Source organism: Tsukamurella strandjordii (assembly GCF_039525985.1).
Classification (GTDB): Bacteria; Actinomycetota; Actinomycetes; order Mycobacteriales; family Mycobacteriaceae; genus Tsukamurella; species Tsukamurella strandjordii.
In genome coordinates this window covers 20,957-42,354 of the sequence record NZ_BAAAII010000005.1, presented here as the reverse complement: position 1 = coordinate 42,354, position 21,398 = coordinate 20,957, and the positions used below count along the sequence as shown (strand labels likewise).

25 protein-coding genes and 1 tRNA gene are annotated in these 21,398 nt (G+C 70.7%); 14 read left to right on the top strand and 12 right to left on the bottom strand.

Annotated features, from left to right (window positions below):
- Nucleotides 1-15 precede the first annotated feature (15 nt).
- Nucleotides 16-1,464 carry a M28 family peptidase gene (locus tag ABD108_RS09245; RefSeq protein ID WP_343930112.1) on the bottom strand — a complete coding sequence of 483 codons (1,449 nt, stop codon included), beginning with the start codon at nucleotides 1,462-1,464 and terminating at the stop codon, nucleotides 16-18.
- Between the two features lie 61 nt (nucleotides 1,465-1,525).
- Between ABD108_RS09245 and ABD108_RS09240 the strand changes: the two genes are divergently transcribed.
- A complete protein-coding gene (locus ABD108_RS09240) occupies nucleotides 1,526-1,999 on the top strand; it encodes an OsmC family protein (RefSeq protein WP_343930111.1) in 474 nt (157 codons plus the stop codon).
- A gap of 1 nt (nucleotide 2,000) precedes the next feature.
- On the opposite strand, the gene ABD108_RS09235 is transcribed toward ABD108_RS09240, so the two are convergent.
- A complete protein-coding gene (locus ABD108_RS09235; RefSeq protein ID WP_343930110.1) occupies nucleotides 2,001-4,346 on the bottom strand; it encodes an FdhF/YdeP family oxidoreductase in 2,346 nt (781 codons plus the stop codon).
- Nucleotides 4,347-4,406: 60 nt separating this feature from the next.
- Nucleotides 4,407-5,261, bottom strand: a complete 855-nt coding sequence (fdhD, locus tag ABD108_RS09230) for a formate dehydrogenase accessory sulfurtransferase FdhD (RefSeq protein ID WP_343930109.1) — start codon at nucleotides 5,259-5,261, stop codon at nucleotides 4,407-4,409.
- Between the two features lie 131 nt (nucleotides 5,262-5,392).
- Between fdhD and ABD108_RS09225 the strand changes: the two genes are divergently transcribed.
- A complete protein-coding gene (locus tag ABD108_RS09225; protein ID WP_343930108.1) occupies nucleotides 5,393-6,592 on the top strand; it encodes a molybdopterin molybdotransferase MoeA in 1,200 nt (399 codons plus the stop codon).
- Nucleotides 6,589-7,161 (top strand): molybdenum cofactor guanylyltransferase, encoded by a 573-nt coding sequence (mobA, locus tag ABD108_RS09220; protein WP_343930107.1) that lies wholly within the window; start codon nucleotides 6,589-6,591, stop codon nucleotides 7,159-7,161. Before ABD108_RS09225 ends, mobA begins: the two co-directional genes overlap by 4 nt.
- Here mobA and ABD108_RS09215 read toward each other — a convergent pair.
- A complete protein-coding gene (locus ABD108_RS09215) occupies nucleotides 7,158-7,994 on the bottom strand; it encodes an alpha/beta fold hydrolase (protein WP_343930106.1) in 837 nt (278 codons plus the stop codon). The two genes, mobA and ABD108_RS09215, sit on opposite strands and share 4 nt — an antisense overlap.
- Nucleotides 7,995-8,046: 52 nt before the next feature.
- Here ABD108_RS09215 and ABD108_RS09210 point away from each other — a divergent pair, with 52 nt between their 5' ends.
- The 3 genes from ABD108_RS09210 (at nucleotide 8,047) to ABD108_RS09200 (ending at nucleotide 9,808) form a co-directional block, all read left to right on the top strand.
- Nucleotides 8,047-8,610 (top strand): maleylpyruvate isomerase N-terminal domain-containing protein, encoded by a 564-nt coding sequence (locus ABD108_RS09210; protein ID WP_220658652.1) that lies wholly within the window; start codon nucleotides 8,047-8,049, stop codon nucleotides 8,608-8,610.
- Nucleotides 8,611-8,617: 7 nt separating this feature from the next.
- Complete coding sequence (locus ABD108_RS09205) at nucleotides 8,618-9,523, top strand: aminoglycoside phosphotransferase family protein (RefSeq protein ID WP_343930105.1); 906 nt, start codon at nucleotides 8,618-8,620, stop codon at nucleotides 9,521-9,523.
- Nucleotides 9,524-9,622: 99 nt separating this feature from the next.
- On the top strand, nucleotides 9,623-9,808 hold the full coding sequence (locus ABD108_RS09200; protein WP_220658650.1) for a CsbD family protein: 186 nt from the start codon (nucleotides 9,623-9,625) through the stop codon (nucleotides 9,806-9,808).
- 60 nt (nucleotides 9,809-9,868) lie between these two features.
- Here ABD108_RS09200 and ABD108_RS09195 read toward each other — a convergent pair whose 3' ends face one another.
- Together ABD108_RS09195 and ABD108_RS09190 are read right to left on the bottom strand one after the other, a co-directional pair.
- Nucleotides 9,869-10,309 carry a nitroreductase/quinone reductase family protein gene (locus ABD108_RS09195; protein WP_220658649.1) on the bottom strand — a complete coding sequence of 147 codons (441 nt, stop codon included), beginning with the start codon at nucleotides 10,307-10,309 and terminating at the stop codon, nucleotides 9,869-9,871.
- Nucleotides 10,310-10,483: 174 nt separating this feature from the next.
- A complete protein-coding gene (locus ABD108_RS09190) occupies nucleotides 10,484-11,038 on the bottom strand; it encodes a TetR/AcrR family transcriptional regulator (RefSeq protein ID WP_343930104.1) in 555 nt (184 codons plus the stop codon).
- A gap of 104 nt (nucleotides 11,039-11,142) precedes the next feature.
- Between ABD108_RS09190 and ABD108_RS09185 the strand changes: the two genes are divergently transcribed.
- Both ABD108_RS09185 and ABD108_RS09180 read left to right on the top strand, forming a co-directional pair.
- Nucleotides 11,143-11,919, top strand: coding sequence for an SDR family oxidoreductase (locus ABD108_RS09185; RefSeq protein WP_343930103.1), 777 nt, complete (start codon nucleotides 11,143-11,145; stop codon nucleotides 11,917-11,919).
- Entirely contained in the window at nucleotides 11,912-12,310 is a 399-nt protein-coding gene (locus tag ABD108_RS09180) for a GlcG/HbpS family heme-binding protein (protein WP_220658646.1), read from the top strand. Before ABD108_RS09185 ends, ABD108_RS09180 begins: the two co-directional genes overlap by 8 nt.
- Here ABD108_RS09180 and ABD108_RS09175 read toward each other — a convergent pair.
- Nucleotides 12,307-12,963, bottom strand: a complete 657-nt coding sequence (locus ABD108_RS09175) for a TetR/AcrR family transcriptional regulator (RefSeq protein ID WP_343930102.1) — start codon at nucleotides 12,961-12,963, stop codon at nucleotides 12,307-12,309. The genes ABD108_RS09180 and ABD108_RS09175 overlap by 4 nt on opposite strands.
- A 76-nt stretch (nucleotides 12,964-13,039) precedes the next feature.
- On the opposite strand from ABD108_RS09175, the gene ABD108_RS09170 reads away from it, so the two are divergent.
- The 3 genes from ABD108_RS09170 to ABD108_RS09160 are packed head-to-tail and all read left to right on the top strand — an operon-like array spanning nucleotide 13,040 to nucleotide 15,105.
- Nucleotides 13,040-13,732: an NAD(P)-dependent oxidoreductase gene (locus tag ABD108_RS09170; protein ID WP_343930101.1), complete on the top strand. Its 693-nt coding sequence runs from the start codon at nucleotides 13,040-13,042 to the stop codon at nucleotides 13,730-13,732.
- Nucleotides 13,729-14,304, top strand: coding sequence for a GNAT family N-acetyltransferase (locus ABD108_RS09165; RefSeq protein ID WP_343930100.1), 576 nt, complete (start codon nucleotides 13,729-13,731; stop codon nucleotides 14,302-14,304). Before ABD108_RS09170 ends, ABD108_RS09165 begins: the two co-directional genes overlap by 4 nt.
- Before the next feature lie 48 nt (nucleotides 14,305-14,352).
- Nucleotides 14,353-15,105, top strand: coding sequence for a DUF998 domain-containing protein (locus tag ABD108_RS09160; protein WP_343930099.1), 753 nt, complete (start codon nucleotides 14,353-14,355; stop codon nucleotides 15,103-15,105).
- 51 nt (nucleotides 15,106-15,156) lie between these two features.
- On the opposite strand, the gene ABD108_RS09155 is transcribed toward ABD108_RS09160, so the two are convergent.
- A tRNA-Pro gene (locus tag ABD108_RS09155) sits at nucleotides 15,157-15,230 on the bottom strand.
- A 139-nt stretch (nucleotides 15,231-15,369) separates the two neighbouring features.
- On the opposite strand from ABD108_RS09155, the gene ABD108_RS09150 reads away from it, so the two are divergent.
- Both ABD108_RS09150 and ABD108_RS09145 read left to right on the top strand, forming a co-directional pair.
- Complete coding sequence (locus ABD108_RS09150; RefSeq protein ID WP_343930098.1) at nucleotides 15,370-16,428, top strand: PQQ-dependent sugar dehydrogenase; 1,059 nt, start codon at nucleotides 15,370-15,372, stop codon at nucleotides 16,426-16,428.
- A 38-nt stretch (nucleotides 16,429-16,466) separates the two neighbouring features.
- Complete coding sequence (locus tag ABD108_RS09145) at nucleotides 16,467-16,925, top strand: hypothetical protein (protein WP_343930097.1); 459 nt, start codon at nucleotides 16,467-16,469, stop codon at nucleotides 16,923-16,925.
- Between the two features lie 3 nt (nucleotides 16,926-16,928).
- Here ABD108_RS09145 and ABD108_RS09140 read toward each other — a convergent pair whose 3' ends face one another.
- The 4 genes from ABD108_RS09140 to ABD108_RS09125 form a co-directional block, all read right to left on the bottom strand.
- Nucleotides 16,929-17,663 carry a tyrosine-protein phosphatase gene (locus tag ABD108_RS09140; protein ID WP_220658639.1) on the bottom strand — a complete coding sequence of 245 codons (735 nt, stop codon included), beginning with the start codon at nucleotides 17,661-17,663 and terminating at the stop codon, nucleotides 16,929-16,931.
- 21 nt (nucleotides 17,664-17,684) lie between these two features.
- Entirely contained in the window at nucleotides 17,685-18,482 is a 798-nt protein-coding gene (locus ABD108_RS09135) for a DUF1684 domain-containing protein (RefSeq protein ID WP_220658638.1), read from the bottom strand.
- On the bottom strand, nucleotides 18,433-18,984 hold the full coding sequence (locus ABD108_RS09130) for a hypothetical protein (protein WP_220658637.1): 552 nt from the start codon (nucleotides 18,982-18,984) through the stop codon (nucleotides 18,433-18,435). Before ABD108_RS09130 ends, ABD108_RS09135 begins: the two co-directional genes overlap by 50 nt.
- Nucleotides 18,985-19,070: 86 nt before the next feature.
- A complete protein-coding gene (locus tag ABD108_RS09125) occupies nucleotides 19,071-20,447 on the bottom strand; it encodes a DUF2252 domain-containing protein (protein WP_220658636.1) in 1,377 nt (458 codons plus the stop codon).
- Nucleotides 20,448-20,604: 157 nt separating this feature from the next.
- Between ABD108_RS09125 and ABD108_RS09120 the strand changes: the two genes are divergently transcribed.
- Complete coding sequence (locus ABD108_RS09120) at nucleotides 20,605-21,381, top strand: siderophore-interacting protein (RefSeq protein ID WP_220658635.1); 777 nt, start codon at nucleotides 20,605-20,607, stop codon at nucleotides 21,379-21,381.
- The last annotated feature ends 17 nt before the right edge of the window (nucleotides 21,382-21,398 follow it).

Sequence of the window (21,398 nt, the reverse complement as noted above, 5' to 3'; positions counted from 1 at the left end):
GAGCGTACCGGTGGGTTACAGCGCCGCGAAGTACCCCGTGGCCCAGGCGACCGCGCCGACGGCGGAGCGGTAGATATCCATGTTCACGTTGTCGATGGTGTCCTTGGCGCTGTGGTAGTTCGGGTCGTAGGTGACGCCTGCGTCACCACCCCACTTCTGGGCCTCCTCGGGCGTCTTCTTGCCGTCGGCACCGGTGTCCACACCGCCGGACGGGATGCCCTGCGCGATGAACGGGCCGTAGTCCGAGCGGCCGTCGAAGGCGCTCGACGAGACCGGCACGTTCTTGCCGGAGAAGTAGCGCTGGAAGACCTGCTCGATCACGCCCGAGCCGTCGGGGCCCACGGTGCTGCCCTCGAGCTTCGAGGAGCCGTCGCCGTCGTACGCGAAGAGCACGCCGTTGGGCGAGCCGAGCATGTCGAAGTTGAGGTAGCGGGCGATCTTGGCGCGCTCGTCCTGCGGCAGATCGGCCACGTACTTCTCGGAGCCGAGCAGGCCCTCCTCCTCGGCGCCCCAGAACGCGAAGCGCACCTTGTTCTTGACATCGGCATCGGCGCCGAGCTTCACGGCGGTCTCGAGCACCGCGGCCGAGCCGGTGCCGTTGTCGTTGATGCCGGGGCCCTCGGTGACGCTGTCGAGGTGCGCGCCCACCATCTGCACGGCGTCGGCGTTGCCCTTCTTGGTCTCGGCGATCAGGTTCCAGGTGTCGGCCTTGACTGTCTTGGCGTCCACGGAGAGCTGGACCTGCGCACCGTCGACCAGACCGGCCCCGTCGGCCTTGGAGACGCCGACCACCGGGATGCCGGCGCCGTCGTCGAGGCCCAGGGTGCCGCCCTTCCAATCGCCGTCCTGGTTGTTGACCAGGATGAGCGCCGCGGCGCCCTTGGCGAAGACCTTCTGGTACTTCTCCCCGAACTTGCAGGTGCCGCGCTCCACCACGGCGATCGATCCGGCGGTCACCTTGCTGACGTCCGCGTCGCTGCAGCCCTGGTTGCCGGTGGCCACCACCTTGGCGGTGAGATCGCCGTTGGTGCCGCCGGAACCGCTGAGGGCGGCCACCTTCAGCGGCGCGTCGCCCAGGCTGGCCTCCTGCTTGGAGACGGTCCACGAGCTGGCCTGGAAGGTCTGGCGCTTGACGTCGAAGCCCGCCGTGCGCAGCGCGTTCTCGATGTGCTCGACGCTCTGCTGGTAGCCGGGGCTGCCCAGCGCGCGGTTGCCGCCGTTGCGGTTGGCGATGTCCTGGAAGGCACGCAGGTGCGCCACGGCACCGTCGAGCTGGACCGTGTCCGACAGCGACCGGGCCTTGTCGGTGGCCGCCGGGTCGTCGGCGCCGCCGGGAGGGGCGGGCCGCTTCGGGGTACCGGTTTCACTGGCGGACGCACCCGCGGACGACGACGGTGCCGCCTGATCCGAGGACGAGCCGCACGCGGCGATTCCGAGACCCGCGACGGCGATCAGCGAGACCATACGGACTGATGTCGAAATGTTTAGCCTTTGCACCATGGTTGCCATTAGATACAACTGAGGCATGATCCGCCCGCCGAACACGCACATCTACGCAGTCGAAGTCGAGTGGTCGGCGCCCGAGGGCACCGCCGATTACGCGACCTATCCGCGTGCGCATCTGCTCAGTTCCGCGGCGGCGCAGTCGATCGCCGCCACCGCGGACCCGCATTTCGGTGGCGATCCGGCCCTGTGGAACCCGGAACAACTCCTGGTGGCCGCCGCGGCGAACTGTCACATGCTCTCGTACCTGGCGCTGTGCGCCCGCCGCGGCGTGGTGGTCCTCGACTACGTGGACGCGGCCACCGGCACCATGACCGAGACCCCGGGCGCGGGTGGGCGATTCACCGCGATCGAGCTGCGTCCACGGGTCACGGTGCGCGCCGGCACCGATGTGGAACTCGCCCGCGCCCTGCACCGGGACGCGGGCGAGCAGTGTTACATCGCGGCCTCGCTCAACCTGCCCGTCTCGCACGAGCCGGTGATCGTGACCGAGTAGATCAGCCCGCGCTGCGCTCCACGTGCACCTGCACGTTCTTCATCAACGGCTGATCGCTCTGGGTGCTGAAATCGGCGATCCCGATGAGTGCGTTCATCTCCGGCATGTACCCGGCGGCACTACCCCGGGGCAGGTCGTAGCGCAGCGCCCGGAACTTGCGGACCGTGCGCACGCTGCCGTCGCGCGAGGTGGCGGTGATATCCACGAAATCGCCCTCGGACAGCCCGCGCTCGGCCATATCGGCCTCGTTCAGGAAGATCAGTTCCCGCAGGTTCTTGATACCGCGGTAGCGATCGTTCGCCGAGTAGATCGTGGTGTTCCACTGATCGTGGCTGCGCATGGTCTGCAGCACCAGGGTCTTCGCGTCGGCGGGGATCACGTTCGGCAGCGGTGCCAGCGAGAAGTTCGCCTTCCCCGAGGGGGTGCGGAAGTCGCGCTGGCGGGCGGGCTGCGGGATGCGGAATCCGCCGGGCTGCTTGATCAGCTCGTTCATGCCCTCGAAGCCGGGAAGCACCTTGGCCATGACGTCGCGGATCCGGTCGTAGTCCTCGACGTACCAGGCCCACGGGGTGCGGCTGTCGGGCAGCGTGGCGGCGGCGATGCCGGCGATGATCGCGGGCTCGGACCGCAGCTCGGGCGAGGCGGGACGGCGCTTGCCGGTGGAGATGTGCACCATGCTCATGGCGTCCTCCACGGTCTGGCCCTGGAGTCCGGCGGTCTGCACATCCTTCTCGGTGCGGCCGAGGCACGGCAGGATCACGGCTTTGCGGCCGTGCACGAGGTGGCTGCGGTTGAGCTTGGTGGACACCTGCACGGTGAGCTCGCACTGCCGCAGCCCCGCCGCGGTGTACGCGGTGTCGGGCGCGGCCATCACGAAGTTGCCGCCCATGCCCACGAACACCTTGACCGAGCCGTCGTGCATGCCCTCGATGGTGGTCACCGTGTCGAGACCGTGCTCGCGGGGCGAGGTGATACCGCAGACCTCGTCGAGCTTGTCGGTCCACGGCGGCGGGCGGTGGTCGATGCCGCAGGTGCGGTTGCCCTGCACGTTGCTGTGGCCGCGCACCGGCGAGGGTCCGGCGCCGGGCCGGCCGATGTTGCCGCGCAGCAGCAGCAGGTTCATGATCTCGCGGGCCGTGTCCACGCCGTGCTCGTGCTGGGTGACGCCCAGGCACCAGGAGATGATGCTGCGGTCGGCGTCGAGGTACACCTTTCCGACGGCGCGGATCTGCGCCTCCGTGAGTCCGGACTGCTCGGCGAGATCGGACCACGGAGTGCCGGTCACCAACTCGCGGTAGGCCTCGTAATCGGCGGTGTGGTCGTCGATGAACGCCCGGTCGATCGCCGTGGGATCGGTCTCGGCGGCCTCGAAGACCACCTTGGCCATACCGCGCATGAGGGCGAGGTCGCCGCCGGGGCGCACCTGCAGGTTCATATCTGAGACCGAGGTCGATTTGAACAGCGCCATATCGACCATCTCGTGCGGCACGATCGTCTTGGTGGCGCCGGCCTCGACCAGCGGGTTGACGTGCACCACCTGCGCGCCGCGGCGGGTGGCGTCGGCGAGGGCGGTCAGCATGCGCGGGGCGTTGGACGCGGCGTTCACGCCCATGACGAACAGGGCGTCGGCCTCCTCCCAATCCTCCAGATCGCAGGTGCCCTTGCCGGTGCCGATCGACGCCTGCAGCGCGCGGCCCGAGGCCTCGTGGCACATGTTCGAGCAGTCCGGGAGGTTGTTGGTGCCGTATTCGCGGGCCAGCAGCTGGTAGAGGAACGTGGCCTCGTTGCTGAGCCGGCCCGAGGTGTAGAACGACGCCTCGTCGGGGCTGGCGAGACCGCGCAACTCCTCGCCCACCAGCGCGAAGGCGGCGTCCCAGGAGATCGGCACGTACTTGTCGCTGTCGGCGTCGTAGACCATCGGCTCGGTGAGCCGGCCCTGGTCCTCGAGATCGAAATCGGTCCAGTCGGCGAGCTCGGTCACGGTGTGCGTGGCGAAGAACTCGCGGCCCACGCGCTTGGGGGTCATCTCCCAGGTGACGTGCTTGACGCCGTTCTCGCAGAAGTCCAGCGTGAGCTTCTTGTCGTCGGGCCAGGCGCACCCGGGACAGTCGTAGCCGCCGGGGTGGTTCATCACGAACATCGAGTGGGTGCCGCGGATCAGCTCGCGCTGCTTGAACAGGATGGTGCCCACGGATTTCGCGGCGCCCCAGGACGCGGCGGCGTGGTGGTACGGGCTCGACGACCAGGCACCGTCGGTGACCGGGCCGTACCCGCCCTGGCGCGGGACGTCGGGCATCAGCCCCGGTACCCGGACGCGGGTCTCGTTGGGGTCGTTGTCGATCGCCATGTTTCGGCTCTCCTTCGTGCTGGGCTGGGGCTGAGGTCGGGGGCTGAGGTCGGGGCTGGGTCAGCCGATCGGGGCCGGGGACTCGACCCGGATCCGTTCGGGCCGGGTGTAGACGTTCATGGTCTCGCCGCGGAGGAAGCCGACCAGGGTGAGACCGGCCCGGTCGGCGAGTTCGACCGCGAGCGACGACGGTGCGGACACCGCGGCCAGGACGGGGATCCCGGCCATCACGGCCTTCTGGACGAGTTCGAAGCTGGCGCGGCCGGAGACCTGGAGGACGGTGCCGCGCAGGGGCAGCCGGTCGTGCAGCACGGCCCAGCCGATCACTTTGTCGACGGCGTTGTGCCGCCCCACGTCCTCGCGGAGCACCAGCAGCTCGCCGGTCGCGACGTCGAACAGTGCGGCGGCGTGCAGCCCGCCGGTCTTGTCGAAGACGGCTTGCTGCTCGCGCAGGCGGTCCGGGTACGCCGCCAGTTCCCGGGCGTCCACATCGACCGGGTCGCTCGACACGTCGTGCGACGACACCGTCTCCACGGCGTCGATGCTGGCCTTACCGCACATGCCGCAGGAACTGGTGGTGTAGAAGTTGCGGGTCACCCCGACGGCGGGCGGTGCCACACCGGGGGCGAGGGTCACATCGAGCACGTTGTACTGGTTGAGTTCGCCGCCGGTGCCGGGGCCGCCGCAGTGGATGGCCGAGGCGAACTGCTCTCCGCGGCTGATCACGCCCTCGGACACCAGGAAGCCCGCGGCGAGTTCCACGTCGTGCCCGGGTGTGCGCATCGTGACCGCGAGCGGGCTGCCGGACACCCGGATCTCCAGGGGCTCCTCGACCGCGAGGGTGTCCACCTTGCGGGCGGCAGCGACCCCGACGGCGACCTTCGTCACCGCTCTGCGTGTCGTGATCCTGCCCATGCCCCTTGACGCTACTCCGGGAGGCTGCTCGATTTCGACGCGATGCGGCGGTTGACTCGCGAATCACAGTCGACCCCGGTCCCGCTACGCTGCCCGAAACGCCGCAAGGCCGGAACGTGGAAGGGAGTGCGGTGATCACCGTCGACGAGCACCTGCGCCGGATACTGGCCGCCGCGCGGCCCCTGCCCGCGCACTCGGTCGAGCTCGCCGCGGCCCTGGGCTCGGTGCTGGCCGAGGACGTGCGCGGCCGCTGGCCGGTACCGCTCTTCGACAATTCGGCGATGGACGGGTACGCGGTGCGCGGCGGCGATGCCACGCCGGGAGCGCGGTTGCGGGTGGTGGCGGATGTCCCCGCCGGCAGCGGCGAGGATCCGCGGTTCGGCCCCGGTGAGGCCGTGCGGATCATGACCGGCGCGCCCGTCCCCACGGACGCCGATGCGATCGTCCCGCTGGAGGCGACCGACCTCGGTATCGCCGTCTCGGCCGTGGCACCGGAGTCGATCGTGGTGACGCGGGCGCCGAAGCCGGGGGCGCACATCCGGCGGCGCGGCGAGGACGCGGCCGCGGGTGCGGTGACGGTGGCTGCCGGGACCGAGCTGGGGCCGTGGCAGCTCTCGGCGGTGGCCTCGGCGGGACACGATCGGGTCCGGGTGCAGCGGCGGCCGCGGGTGGCGGTGGTGTCCACCGGATCCGAGCTGGTGGCACCGTCCGCCGACCCCGCGCGGGGCGAGATCCCGGATTCGAACTCCTTCCTGCTGGCGGCCGCGCTGCGCGAGGCCGGGGCCGAGCCGGCGACGGTGCGCACCGTCGCCGACGATGAGGCGGAGCTGTCGGCGGCACTCGCGGAGATCGAGGCGGATGCCGTGGTGCTCTCGGGCGGCGCCAGCGTGGGTGCCTTCGACGTGGTGCGCACCGTGCTGGGCGGGTCCGGAGTGCGTTTCGATTCCGTGGCCGTGCAACCGGGTAAGCCCCAGGGCTTCGGAGTGTCCGACGACGGCATGCTGGTGTTCTGCCTGCCGGGCAATCCGGTGGCGGTCGCGGTGTCCTTCGAGATGTTCGTCCGGCCGGCGGTGCGGTCGCTGGCCGGCCATCGGGAAGTGATGCGGCCCCGCGTGATCCGCCGGGCGGCGGTGGGCTGGCGCTCCCCCGCGCAGCGCGATCAGGTGCTGCCGGTGATCGTCGACGACGAGTCGGTGCGGCCCGCCGCACGCGGCGGCAGCGGCTCGCACCTGGTGGCCTCCTTGGCGGACGCGAACGGCCTGGCGCTGGTCCCCACGGGGGTCGACGAAGTGGGGGTGGGCGATCCCGTGACGGTGCTGGTGCTCCGATGACGGTGACGGCCGCGCTGGTGCTGGGCGGCGGGCGGGCCACCCGCCTGGGCGGCGCGGATAAGGCGGCGGTCGAGATCGCCGGTGTCCCACTCGTGGAACGCGTCTACGCGGCGGTGCGCGGCCTGCCCGTGATCGCCGTCGGTCCGCCGTCCCTGGCTCGGCCGGGGGTCACGGTGGTGCGCGAGGAGCCGCCTTTCGGTGGGCCGGTCGCCGCGCTGGCCGCCGGCGTCGCGGCGCTCGCGCCGGGGATCGGCGAGGTGCTGGTGCTGGCGTGCGACCTGCCGCGTGCGGCGGGCATCGTCGATCAGCTCACGGCCGCTCCCCTGCCCGACGATGCCGATGCGTTGGTGCTCCGCGACGCCGGCGGTCGCCTGCAGTGGCTGGCCGCCCGGTACCGGATGGCGCCGCTGCGGCGGGCGCTCGCCGCGCTGCCGGCGGTCGACGGTGCCCCGATGCGCGCGGTGCTGGACGGCCTCCGGTTCGTGGCCCTCGACGATGATCGCGATGCGGCCCTCGATCTCGACACCTGGGCCGATGTGGAGGGCTACCGCGACGGCTACCGCGACTAGCGGGTGGCCTCGAGCTGCTCCAGGATGAGGCCGGTCACGGCCTCGGGTGCCTGTTCGGGAGCCCAGTGGCTCACGTCCTCCAGCATCTCGAAGCGGTACGGGCCCGTGCAATAGCGCTCGGTGCCGAAGGCGACGGTGGAGCCGAAGGCCGCGTCGTCCGTGGGCCAGAGGTACATCGTGGGGACCTCGACGGTGCCGATCGCGGTGGCCGGGCGGCCGGAGCGGTACCAGTTCAGGGCGGCGGTCAGCGCGCCCGGCTCCTGCAGGCGCTGCACGTAGTCGTCGACGGTGCCGCGGGGTACGGCGCCGTCGAACATGCGGCGCAGTTCGCGGCCGTTGTCGGCGAGCATGGCGTTCTCGGTGGCGGGCGTCTCGCGCCACCGGATCATGTATTGGGAGCGGTTGTGCTGCTCCTCGTCGGTGCGCAGGGCCTCGGCGAGCGCCGCGGGGTGCGGAGTGGAGATCACCGTGAGCGAGCGCAGCCGGTCGGGATGCTCGGCCGCGGTCCACCAGGCCACGGCGCCGCCCCAGTCGTGGCCGATCAGGTCGAAGGTGGTCCAGCCCAGTGCGTCCGCGATGGCGACGACGTCCTCGACGAGCGGGGTCATCGCGTACTCGGCGGGGCGTTCGGGGCGCACGCCGGGCGAGTAGCCCCGCTGGTCGGGTGCCACCGCCCGGTAGCCGCGGTCGCCGAGTACCGCCAGCTGGTAGCGCCATTCGATCGCGGCCTCGGGGAAGCCGTGGAGCAGCAGCACCGGGCGACCGTCCGGGGGCCCGGCCGCGATGGCGTCGAAGGAACCGGCGGGCGTGGCGATGGTGAGGTACTCGGTCACGAATCCGAGGCTAGGCGAGAGGTCTGTCAGTCCTCCGTGCGACAGTGTCGGCATGACTGATCTCACCGGCCTCACCCCCGCCGAGCGGCACCGCGCGGTCGCGAAGACCTTCGCGGACGTGTCGCGGTCCATCTCCGATTGGGACGCGCAGACGCCGGTGCCGGAGTGGCGGGCGCGCGATGTGGTCTCGCACCTGGTCGAGTGGCTCCCCGGTTTCCTGGAGTCCGTCGGAGTCGAGCTGATCGGCGCGCCCGCGAATGCGGTGGCCCCGGCGGAGGCCTTCGGCCTGCTGACCGCGGCGGTGCAGGGGCTGCTCGACGCCCCCGATGCCGACCGTGTGGTGTCCACCCCGATGATGGGCGATCTGCCGCTGAACCAGCTGGTGGATCGGTTCTACACGGCGGACGTGTTCATGCACACGTGGGATCTGGCTCGCTCCAACGGGATCACGCCCGATCTCGATCCCGGGTTCGCGGCCGGTCTGCACACCGGCCTGGAGTCGATGGGCGAGGCGCTGCAGCAGTCCGGTCAGTTCGGGGCGCCGATCGAGCCGCCCGCGGGCGCCGGTGAAGTGGTCTCGCTGATGGCCTACATCGGGCGCGATCCCGCGCACTGATCGTCGCGTGCTCACCGCTCCACCGTCCCCGTCCGATACCGAGGTACTGGCGGCGGTCCGCACCCACTGGGCGACCGATGCCGCGGCCGCCGTGTACCTGCCGGTCGGGTTCGGCGCGCATCACTGGCGGATCGACGATGCGAGCGGTCCGGTCCTGTTCGCCACCGTCGATGCCGATACCGAGTTGCGTCCCCTCGCGGAGGCGGCGGCCGCGTACGGCGCGGCGGCGCACCTGCAGGCGGCCGGCGTCCGTGGCGTCGTCGCGCCGGTGCCGTCGAGCGCCGGGACCGCGGTGGTGCAACTCGACGGTGCGGGCCTGAGCGTCACGCCGTGGCTGCGCGGAACGACCCCGTCGGAGCACGAGGCCCGCGCCCACGCCACGGAGACGGCGGAGCTGTTGCGCGGCCTGCACGCGGCGCGGGGCGACGGCGTCCCGCGGTGGCGCACCCGGGTTCGCCCCGGGCTCGCCGACGCCATCGCGGAGGCCACCGCCGGACCGTGGCGTTCGGGCCCGTTCGGCGAACCCGCACGGCGCGCGATCCGATCCCGGCTCGCCGAGATTCTTACCTGGACCGGGCGGCACGCGGCGCTCGTCGAGCGTGCGCTCGCGGTCGAGTGGGTGCCGACACACGGCGAACCGCACCATCCGAATCAGCTGCGGACACCAGCGGGTCTGGTGCTGGTGGACTGGGAGTCCCTGCGCCTCGCGCCGCCCGAGCGCGATCATCTCGATCTACCCTCTGACCTGCACCGCGAGGTGGGCTCGCGGGATTGGGCGGTCGAACTGTTCGAGTGGGAATGGCGACTGACGGAGATCGATGAGTACCTGGAGTGGTTCCGCCGTCCGCACTCCGGCGGCCCCGACGACGAGGCAGCGTTCGTCGGGTTGCAGGAGGAGTTGAACATCGCATGAAGAAGCGATGCGATAGCAACCATGGGGGCCGGTTTAGGAGTACTGTCTGCGCCGTGAGGGAACACCCCCACACGCACTCGATTACAGGGAGGACAGCGCATGTCTTTCGCAGATGACGCGAAGAACAAGGCCAACGAGCTCAAGGACAAGGCCAAGGAGGCCGGTGCCAAGCTCGAGCAGGACGCTGCGAACGCGCGCGACGCCGCCTCTGAGGCTGCCGAGAAGGCCAAGACGAGCGTCGAGAACAGCGTGAACTCGGCCAAGGACAAGCTGTCCGGCAACTGATTTCATCCCGCCGATGCGGCCGAATCGATCATCGATTCGGCCGCATCGTCGTTTCCTGGGTCAGCGGGGCGTGCAGATGACCACGGGGATGTCGCGGTCGGTGCGCTTCTGGTACCCGTCGTAACCGCTGTAGGCCTTGACGATCTGCGGCCACAGCGCGGCCTTCTCGTCGGCGGTGGCAGAGTGCGCGGTCCACGGCGAGGTCACGTCGTCGACGGTGATCTCCACATCCGGATTGGCGACGAGGTTCTTGTACCAGTCGGGGTTGTCGGAGTGGCCGCCCTTGGACGCGACAACCACCACGCGGTCCGGCGAGTACAGCGGCGCGGTGAGCATGGTGGAGCGTCGCTGGCCGGACTTGCGCCCCACGGTGTGCAGTTCGAGGGTCTGCATGCCGAGAACGCGCTTGGGGAACCGTCCGCCGGTGACCGCGAGCAGCGCGCGGTGGCCGTTCTCCAGTCCCCACGCACCGAGCTCGGTGACCTTGTCTGAGAGTGTCATGCCCACATCATGCCCGCGGCAGCGGACCAACGCGATGCGCGAACACCCACAGCGCGTTCTTTCCGGTGTTCTCGGCCATGATCCCGACAACGCCGCATCCGCCGTGGGGATTCCTGATCGATCGACCGACCTCCCGCAGGACAGCGAAAACCGCTGGTGCGGAGGAATACTCGGCTACTGCGCGGAGAAGGTGGACGCGAGGCTCGACACGGCGCGCGCCAACATCGTGCGGCGAACCGCGACCGCAGAGGCGTCGCCGCCCGTCGGAGCGATGAGCGCGGGTGACGCCGAGGCCCAGGCGGTGACGAGGCCGAGCGCGAGGGCGAGCACGTCGGCGGATCGGTCCCCGAAGCGTGCCGCGAGCGCATCCGTCTTGGCGCCGTAGGTCTCGGCGTCGTTCGCAGTGATCACCGGCCGCTCCAAGTTCGCCCAGGTGGTCAGCCGGAGCGTGTCCGGGTGGGCGAGCAGGTAGTCGAAGAGCCGGACGGCGTAGTCGGCGAGGTCGTCGGCATCGAAGGCGACGGCCTCGGCCATCGCTCGCAGTGCCGCACTCACGACCAGGTCGAAGAGCTGCTCCTTGGGTCCGAAGTGCATGTAGATGGACCGCTTGTTGGCCTGAGCCTGATCGGCGATGCGGTCGATCCGCGCTCCGGCCAGCCCGAACTCGGCGAACTCCTGCCGCGCGGCGGCGAGAATCCGCCGCTTCGTCTCGGTCGCGTCGGGTGGCACGTGACGGACAGTACCGAAGCGGTTTGTAACTAACCAGTTATTGACAACCGTCCGGAACGGAGGCACGCTCGATGACACCCACCCGAACGAGACGAAAGAGACCCATGTCGAAGAAGATCCTCATCACCGGAGCCAGCTCCGGATTCGGCCGCGGCGCGGCGATCACCCTCGCTCGCGCCGGCCACTCCGTGGTCGCCACCGCCGAGACCTGGCCGCAGGTCCGGAGCCTGCGCGCCGACGCCGCCGAGGCGGGCGTCCAGCTCGACGTCATCAAGCTCAACCTGCTCGACGACATCGACATCGCCCACGCGGCGAAGTACGACCCCGACGTGCTGGTGCTCAACGCCGGCGTCATGGAGGGCGGATCGGTCGTCGACATCCCCCTGGAGCGCGTCCGGGAGTCGTTCGAGATCAACGTCTTCGGCCACCTGGCACTGGTCCAGGCCATCGTGCCGAAGATGGTGGCCCGCAAGTCGGGGAAGGTGGTGTGGACGTCGTCGATGGGCGGCATCCTCGTGGTCCCGTTCCTCGGCGCGTACTGCGCCACCAAGCATGCGATCGAGGCCATCGCCGGTTCGATGAAGGCCGAGCTCGCACCCCACGGCGTCCGAGTGGCCACCGTGAACCCCGGCGTCTTCGGCACGGGCTTCAACGACACCGGCGCCGAGAGCTACGTGCAGTGGTACGACGAGGACACCGCGGTCGTGCCGATGCCCGATTTCGGGGACAGCCTGGCCGATCAGGCCGACCCGCAGGAGATGATCGACACGATGGTCGAGATCATTCCCGCCGATGAGCACCTGTACCGGACCATGCGCCCGCTGGCCACCATCGACGCCGCGAAGCAGTGGCAGGAGACGGAGTGGACGCAGAATGCCTGAGATCACGCTCGACCATGCGAACCGGCTGATCACCCAGGGGATCGCGGCCGCGGAGGCCGCGGGCGTCAAGGCCGTCTTCGCCGTCCTCGACCAGGGCGCGAACCTGGTGGCCTTCGCCCGGACCGATGGCGCCTGGCTGGCCTCGAACGAACTCGCCCAGGCCAAGGCGCGCACCTCGGTGATGTTCCAGGCGCCGACCGCCGCTTTGGCGGCTCCGGTCGAGATCGGTAAGCCGGCGCTGCATTTCGATCACATCCACTCCCCCGGCCTCCTGCTCGTGGGCGGGGGCGTGCCCCTGTTCGACGCCGATGGGGCGCTCATCGGCGGCCTGGGAGCATCGGGCGGTTCACCCGAGCAGGACGATGCGCTCGCGCGGGCCGCAGCCGCCTAGCGGGCGTCCGGCTCGAGTCCGTCCACGATGAGTTCGAGGCCGAACGCGAACTGCGCATCGAATCCCGGATCCTCGGATCCCGGGACCGCGTGCGCAGCGGCGGCTTCGACCAGATAGGGATAGTCGGCGGCGGAGACGGATAAGACCGCCTCCGCCGCCGCGTCCCGCACCGTCCGGTCTGCACCGACGGGCAGGCTCTGCTCCGCGAGCACACTGCCGTACACGTAGCCGTCGAGCGCGCCGATCGCCCGCACGGCGCCGTGCACCGAGAACCCGGCGCGGCGCAGGAGCCCCAGCGCCGCATCGTGATGCCGCAGGGTGGCCGGCCCCGGATCGCGTCGCGAGTCCATGACGCCGATCGCCCACGGATGCCTACGCAGCGCGTCGCGCGTCGATCCCGCGAGCGCGCGCACACCGTCCCGCCACGGCACGTCGGGCCCCGGGAGTTCGATCTCCCCGAAGACCGCGTCGATCATGCCTCCCACCAGCGCGGCCCGGTTGGCCACGTGGTTGTAGAGCGACATCGCCTCGACCCCCAGTTCGGCCGCCACCGCGCGCATCGTGACCGCAGCGAGATCGGCACCGTCGGCCAGCGACACCGCGGCTCCCACGATCCGCTCCCGCGTCAGCGGAGCCCGTTTCCGCTCGACCATCGGCCCTCCCGACTCTTGCGCGAACTTACACAGTAAGCCTACTGTACTTACAACGTAAGTCGGAGATGGGAGCAGCATGGGCAGCAGGGACATCCACCGGGTCTGCGTGATCGGCGCGTCCGGCAAACTCGGCCGATACCTCGTCGGCCACGCCCTCGATCGGGGGTACGAAGTGGTCGGCGTCTGCCGGGAGCGCAGCGTCGGCAAGCTCGTCGATCTCGCCGACCGGATCACGATCGTCGGGGGCGACACCGATGACCGGGAGGCGGTGGCACGCGCGGTCGCAGGCTGCGACGGGGTGCTGACGGTGCTCGTGCCGTGGGGCGTGCGCGGCTACGCGTCGGGCACCGCACAGGCGGTCCTGGACTACGCGGAACCCGACGCCCGCTTGGTCTTCTCATGCGGCTGGCACGTCACGCGCGACGACCGCGACCGCTATTCCCGCGGCAGCCGCCTCGCCCAGGCCACCGTCACCCGGGTCATGCGGGCGCTGCGGCTGATGGACGTCGACGATCAGGTCGCCGCGGCGCGGCGCGTCTTCGCCAGCGACCGACGCTGGACCGTGGCGCGCGGGAGCACATTGGAGGAAGGCCCGAGCGAGGGGCCGCCGCTGTGGGCCGAGCACGTGGGCGATCCGCTACTGGCGCGCGATCGCACCCGCCGGGTCGATTACGCACTCTTCATGATCGAGGCGCTCACCGACGACACCTTGATCCATCGCGCCCCGGCGATCGTGGGCCGCTCCGCTCCGGCGGCGGTGTCGGCATGACCGGGGTGCGCACGCGCACGGCGGTCGCGGGCGAGCTCGACGCGCTCTCCGCACTGTGCGCCGACGCCTTCCACGACGATCCGCTCACGAGGTGGACGCATCCGGACGCGGCGATGCGGCCGCCGATTCTGCGGATGATGTTCGCCGCGGCGCTGAGCCACGCCCTCACGACCGGCGACGTCCTGGTGGCGACGGGCGCCGACGACGCGGTCGTCGGCGCGTCGATATGGCTGACCGAGGCGAGCGGCGGCGACATCCCCGGCGACGATCCGCTCGCCCACCGGATGCGTGCCATCCAGGCCGCCACCGACGCCGCCCGTCCGCACTCGCCGCACGTGTACCTGCCCTCGATGGCCGTCGACAGCCGCCTGCGCGGCCGCGGCATCGGCGCGGCGCTCATGGCCGACGGTGCGGGCCGCGCCGCGGCGCGCGGACTCCCGGTGTATCTGGAGGCGTCGTCCGAGGACAATCGCCGGTTCTACGCGCGGCACGGCTTCGCGGACAGGGGCGGTCCGGTGCGGATCACCCCGGACGGACCGACGATCTGGCCGATGTGGCGCGAATCCCATTGAGCCACTGCCGGGATGCGCGCCGGCCGTTCGACTGATACACAGTGCTTTGTGTCGTTAACGATCTCTCGTCTCCCCTCGCTGCGCCGGACGGCCGCGATGAGTCCCGCGCGCACAGCCCTCGCCGGCGGCCTGCTCGCGGCATCGGTGCTGTACTTCCTGGCCGAGGTCGTGGTCGCATCGCGGTGGCCGCAGCCGTACAGCTGGACCGGCAACATGATCAGCGATCTGGGAGTACCCGAATGTCTCGGCGACATGAGCCGATTCGGCGATCTGGCGGTGGCCGATCGATACATCTGCTCACCCTGGCATCCGGTGATGAACGCGGCCTTCGTGGCGGTGGGGCTACTGGGCATCGCCGCCGCCGTGGCGCTGCTGCCGCGCATCCCGCGGCCGTGGGACCGGATCGTCCTCGCGCTGGCGGCGATCAACGGGATCGCACTGGCATGTGTGGGCCTGTTCCCCGGCAGCGCAGGCGAATTCCCGGGCGGACCGCCCGTGCGGACCGTGGTACACCCGATCGCGGCGTACGTCGAGCACGTCTCCGGTATGGCGCTGATGGCGATCGCGATCGTGCTCCTGGTGCCCCGCCGGTGGGACCTCGCCGGGGTGACCGCCCTGCTGTTCGGGATCTCCGGGCTCGCCGCGCTGGTGATTCCGTGGGGCAATCCGATCGGCCCGGGAGGTACCGAGCGCGCCGCGATCGATCCGTTCCTGTGGTGGCGGGTGGCCGTGGGCGTGGCCCTGCTCGTCGTCGCCGTCCGCGCCGGACGTGCGAACGCGGCGTCCGCACAACCGGACTGACCCCGAACAGCAGAATCGCGGGCCCTCGGTGAGGACCCGCGATTCGTGGTGTCGGGCTGACAGGATTTGAACCTGCGACCACTTGACCCCCAGTCAAGTGCGCTACCAAGCTGCGCCACAGCCCGCCGCCCCGCTCGCGCGGTGCTGTACGAGACTACCCCACCGCATCGCCGGGCGAGAAATCGCCTGGCCGCTTCCCCGAGCGGCCTGCCGATTCGGGCGAATCGCCCTACCGTGGAGGCACTCGGACGAAGGGCGCGCACCATGACGATCGGACGTCACCCCCGCCTCGCGACGGCGGCCGCAGCGCTGCTCCTGCTCACCGCGTGCACGCAGGCGAGCCCCTCGTCGACGCAGGGCACGGGCACCCCGTCGGCACCGTCGGGCGGCGTGGCCACCGTTGTCGACCGGCTGGACGCGCCGTGGTCGATCGCCTTCGCCGGGACCGCGGCGCTGGTCACCGAGCGGGACTCGGGCCGGATCCTGGAACTGGTCGGCGGCTCCACCCGCGAGGTGGGCAGGATCGACGGTGCCGTGGCGCGCGGCGAGGGCGGGTTGCTGGGCATCGCGGTGCGCGACGGCGCGCTGTACGCCTTCTTCACCACGGACGCCGACAACCGCATCGACCGCTACGAGCTCCGCGGTTCCGCGGGCTCGTACGCGCTCGGACCGTCCCGCTCGATCCTCACCGGCCTGCCCGCGGCGTCCACCCACAACGGCGGCCGCATCGCCTTCGGACCCGACGGCATGCTCTACGCCACCACCGGCGACGCCGGCTTGCCGGACCGGGCGCAGGATCTGGGCTCCCCCGCCGGGAAGATCCTCCGGATGACGCCGGACGGTGGCCGTCCGGCCGACAATCCGTTCCCCGGCTCGCTGGTCTACAGCTACGGGCACCGCAACGCCCAGGGAATCGCCTGGGCACCGGACGGGAGGATGTACGCGAGCGAATTCGGCCAGAACACCTGGGACGAACTCAACGAGATCCGGGCCGGCGCGAACTACGGCTGGCCGGAGGTCGAGGGGATCGGACGGCGCACGGGCTTCGTGGACCCGCTGCAGCAATGGCCCACCTCCGAGGCCAGCCCGAGCGGTATCGCCGTCGTCGGCGACCGGCTGTACATCGCGAACCTGCGCGGGCAGCGCCTGCGGGTGGTGCCGCTCGCCGCCCCGTCGACCTCGACCGAGCAGCTCGTCCGCGAATTCGGGCGGCTCCGCGATGTGGCGCCCGCACCCGGCGGCGGCGTGTGGGCGCTGACCAACAACACCGACGGTCGGGGCGCCCCGCGCGACGGCGACGATCGGATTCTTCGAATCAACTGACCTGCACGGACGCCCGCGACCGCGCTACAGTTGCCCGCATGAGGCGTGCACTGTTGGCGATCGCGGCGGCGGCGGCCGTCGTGGTCACCGCGACGCCCGCCGACGCCGAACCGGCGATCGACGCCGACCGCTACCGCACCGACGGCGGCGACTACGCCTTCCAGTACCGCTACGAGGGCGCGAACCGCAACTGCACCGTCAGCGCCGAACCCACCACCGTCCGGTGCGTGATCGCTCCGCCCGCCGGGACCCGGATCACCGTGGGCCGGCGCGTGGTGCGGCCGAACGCGATCGAGATATCGGGGCGCGGCTGGCGGTACCTGGAGGACCGGACACCCCAGGAGAAGCTGCGTGCGCTCCCTGAGGGGGCGCGCCTGTCGGTGCTCGGGGCGTCGTGCACCGCGATCCGCGGCGGCGGGATCGAGTGCACGCTCAACGGGGTCGGCTTCCGGCAGGCTTCCGGGAGCTTCGCACCGCAGGGCAAGCGCGCCCGGTAGCGGTCAGCCGACCAGCTTGGCGCGGAGCCGCTCGACGGTGCCGTCGTCCACCCCGAGCCCGTCTCGCACGTATCCCTCCACCCCGCCGAAGCGGCTGTCCGCCTCGTCGAACGCGGCCTCCAGCGCCTCCGGGAAGACACCGGCGAGAACGCGGGCGGCCTCACCGACACCGCTGCCCTTGGCCTCGGTGGCCTTCGCCGCGATGGCCTCGATGGTGGCGGCCGAGTACTCGTTGGTGAGGAGGTAGTCGTCCATCACATCGTCCTGCGAGACACCCACCAGGCTCTGCACCAGCGCGGCCGCCCAGCCGGTGCGATCCTTGCCGGCACTGCAGTGGAAGACGTGGGCGCCGCCGTCGTCGGCGATCCGCCGCAGCAGCCCACCGAACTCCGCCCGCGCGGAGGCGTCGCGCACGAACAACCGGTTCACGTCGATGAGCAGGTCACGTGCCCCCGCCGCATCCGTCAGCGAGGCGGGGTCCAGGGCACCCAGATCGAGCTCGTCCCCGATCACGTTGAACCGCACGTACTCGGCACCGGCGAGCACCACATCGGGCTTCGGCGTGACCTCCGCCGTGGTCCGCAGGTCGAAGATGCGCGTCAGTCCGAGCGCACCCAACCGGGTGCCGTCGACCGACTCGGCATCGAGCGCGTTCGATCGGAACAGGATTCCGCCGCGCATCCGCCCACCGTTCGCCGCATATCCCGCACGGCCCGCCACATCGCGGAAGTTGTCCACGCACCGAGCGTAGCGAACCGGTCAGGCGCGCTCGTACGGGATCTTCTCCCCCGCGGTCACCGCGAAGGGCAGGCGATTACCGGCCGGCGGCAGCGGGCAGGTGGCGAAGTCGATGAAGGCGCACGGCAGGTTCACCGCACGGTTGAAGTCGAGCACCACCTCACCGCCCGTGGCCAGCACCGACGGTGCGGCCTCGATCGCGAGACTGCGGTTGGCGGCGTAGGTGCTCACGCCCGAGGTCTCATCGGTGAACAGCACCGACAAGCCGTCGACCTTCCCGTTGAAGGCCACCAGCCGGGTGCGCGTGCCGTCGTGCTCGATCACGAGCTCGCCGGGCGAGACGTACACGTGCTCGAGCCCCTCGGCCACCGCGCCCACGGTGACCTCCCGCGGCTCGGGATAGGGCTCGAAGGTGGCCGTCAGCACCCAGGCGGGGTCGGGCTCGTAGGTGGGCACCCCGCGGAAGTCGCGTACCGCGGGCGCCTCCGGATCGTGCACGCGGATGAGGTACCCGTCGCCGCGGTGCGCCACCTCGATCTGCGTGCGTCCCGCCCCGATCAGGCTGCCGGGTGCGGTTGCCCCACTGACGAATCGGTGGGTGCCGACCACATCGATGTCATCGCCCGGCTCGGCGGTCACGTAGGCGGCGACCCCGTCGTGATGCCAGGTGCCGGGGATCCCGTCGAACCGCTGCGGCTCGGTGTCGAGCCACTCGAGCCGCGAGATGGCCAGCCACCCCAGCGGCGTCGCCAGCTCGCGTTCGCGCCGGCTATGCCAAGCGTTCCAGGTGTCGGTGAACACGTTCGCCGTGGCCGTCATGGTTCCTCCTCGGGTCGTCACTGGTCCAAGCGGTCCAACGCACCGCTCCAACGGGTTCATCGCATTCCGCGCACCACGAACGCAATCCGGGCACGGCGTCGGCGGCGGGCGGGGTCAGCGCCAAGACGATCAGCGCGTCGAGCGGCACGTCCGCCGGGACCTCGACGCGGCCGGCCAGGCGCGCACCGTCGGCGCCGCGGATCAACAGCTGCCGCATGCGGGCACCGGCCAGGTGCACGCCGGGCCAGGCGACATCGGCCAGCGTGTGATGCGGCGGGATCGGCCCGTCGATATCGCACAGGACCACGGGGCCCGAACGGACCATGCGGCCCACTCGGGTCACGAGCACACCGTCGCACGACGGTCCGCGGCCCAGCAGCCCGCGCGCGGGCGCGCCGGCTATCAGGACCTCGTCACCGTCCATGACCGTGCCCTCGGGCCAGATCGTGGGGTCGAACGAGCGGGCCACACCGGCCCGGGCGAGCGAGGGAAGTACCTCCATCAGAGTCACGTCTACCGGTCTACGCCGGGGCGCGGCACGACGAAAGAGCAGCGACCGTCAAAGTCGCGCTAAGACTGTCGCGGGGGTCAGACCCCGTCCTCGGCGCACGGCAGCTTCCCGGCCTTGACCGCGGCCTGCGCTGCGGCGTAGTCCTTCTCGTTCTGATCCGCGTAGGCCACCGCGAAGGAACCGATGGCCTGGTCGAACTCCGGCCCCTTGCCCAGGTACTCGGCGGCGGTCTGCGCCGCGGGCGACTGGGAGTGCGCGCGAGCGAGCAGCGAGGCGCAGGCCTGGCCGTACCGCTCGAACTGGTCCAGGGTGAGCAGCTCGGTGACCACCGAGCCCTTCATGTCGCGGAACTGGCGCCAGTAGTAGTCGTGATCGTTGATCGTGGGTGTGAAGCCGAGGAACGGGTCGGACTGGGCCTGCAGCGTCTGCTGGCCGACGACCACCCGGAAGGCCTGCGCACCACTCGCGGGCACGCGGGGCGGCATCACCTGCGGCCCCAGCTTGCCGTAGGTCTCGAGCACCGACTGCGAGGCCTCCTTCACCTGGAGGAACAACGTCTCGTGGCCGCCCTCGGGCAGGTCGCGGCCGAGCAGGACGATGAAGCAGCGGGTTCCGACGCTGCCCACGCCCACCACCCGCAGTGCCCAGTCGAGCACGGTGAACTGCGACAGCAGCACCGCCACATCGGCGCGCACCGAATCGAGGTACTTGGTGAACGCGCCCTCGAACTCGGCCACCAGGTTCGCCGGGGCGGGCACGAGGGTGGGCGGCTGGGCGACGATCTGCGGTTCGCCGGACTCGCTGGTGGCGGTGATCTTCTCCACCATCCGCGCCGAGGTGCGCTTGCGCGCCTTCTTCGCGGTCTGCTCGATGAGGTCCTTGAGCGACTGATCGCCCGATTCGGTGGCCGCGGCCGTCAGGGTGTCGACGTCGACCGAGACGAAATACCGGTCCACGGCGCCCATCTGCATCAGCTCGCGCAGCCGGGTCCGATAGGCCCCGACCGCTTTGACGACGGCCTCGGTGCCCTGCGCATCGGTGTAGCTGTTGTCCCGGGCCGCGATCATGATGCTGGCGGCGAGCCGCTTGACATCCCACTCCCACGGAGCGAAGGCGGCCTCGTCGAAATCGTTGACGTCGAACAACAGTCGCCGCTCCGGCGATGCGAAGAGGCCGAAGTTGGAGATGTGGGCGTCGCCGCAACTCATCACGTGGGCACCGATGCTCGGCGTCCCCGACAGATCGTGCGCCATCAGCGCGGCGCCACCGCGGTAGAAGGAGAAGGGCGAGTGCAACATCCGGGAGACCCGCACGGGAACCAGATCCTGGATGCGAGTCTCGTTCTGCTCCTGGATGATCCGGACCGGGTCACGGTCGTCGGCCGCGAAGTCGGCATGCGCGGAGCGCGGTGCGTTCTTGCGGAGTTCCTTGCCACTGGGCGATGTCGCAGTCATACCGGAAAATGCTAGACCCGCACCACCTCCACAGAGTGGGCTTTGGTGTCGCAAATTGTCTCGATACGGCCGCCGGCGTGAGCAGCCCCACACCGGAAGATAGGTGAGCCTTACTTGTTTTCGGTAGCATGGTCACGAAACCGACTTGGGAGTGACTATGACTGAAAACCCCGCTACCGCAAAGCCCCGCCGCCCGCGCCCGCAGTACGAGCTCACCGTGGTGCAGACTCAGCGCCTGAGCGAGCACCTGGTCCGCGTGATCGCCGAGGGTGAGGCCCTCGCCGGTTTCGCCGATCCGGAGCTGCCCGGGCTTCCGAGCACCGACAGCTACGTCAAGCTCCTCTTCGGCGAGGTCACCCGCACCTACACCGTGCGCACCTTCGATCGTGCGGCGCGCCGCATCGCCATCGACTTCGTGGTGCACGGCGACGAGGGACTCGCCGGGCCGTGGGCCCAGCGCGCGCAGTCCGGCGATCGCCTGGTCCTCATGGGCCCGGGCGGCGCCTATTCCCCCGCCCCGGATACCGGCTGGCACCTACTCGCGGGCGATCTCTCCGCCGTGCCGGCCATCGCCGCGGCGCTCGAGGCGATGCCCGCGGACGCCCGCGGCGTCGCCCTGATCGAGACCGCCGATGCCGAGCGCCTCGACCTCACGGCACCGTCGGGCGTCGAGGTGCGGTGGCTGCACAACCCGGATGTCGCCGACGTCGACTTCCTGGCGCGCGCGGTGCGGGAGGCCGCATGGCCCGACGATCGATCGTCGGCACAGGTCTTCGCCCACGGCGAGCGCGAATCGATCAAGGCGATCCGGCGGGTGCTGCGCGACCTCGAGATTCCGCGCGATCGGCTGTCGATCTCCGGGTACTGGGCGCGAGGGCGCGCCGAGGACGCCTTCCAGGCCGAGAAGCGCCAGCCCATCGGCCAGATCGAGTAGCCGAGCCGAACGCGGAC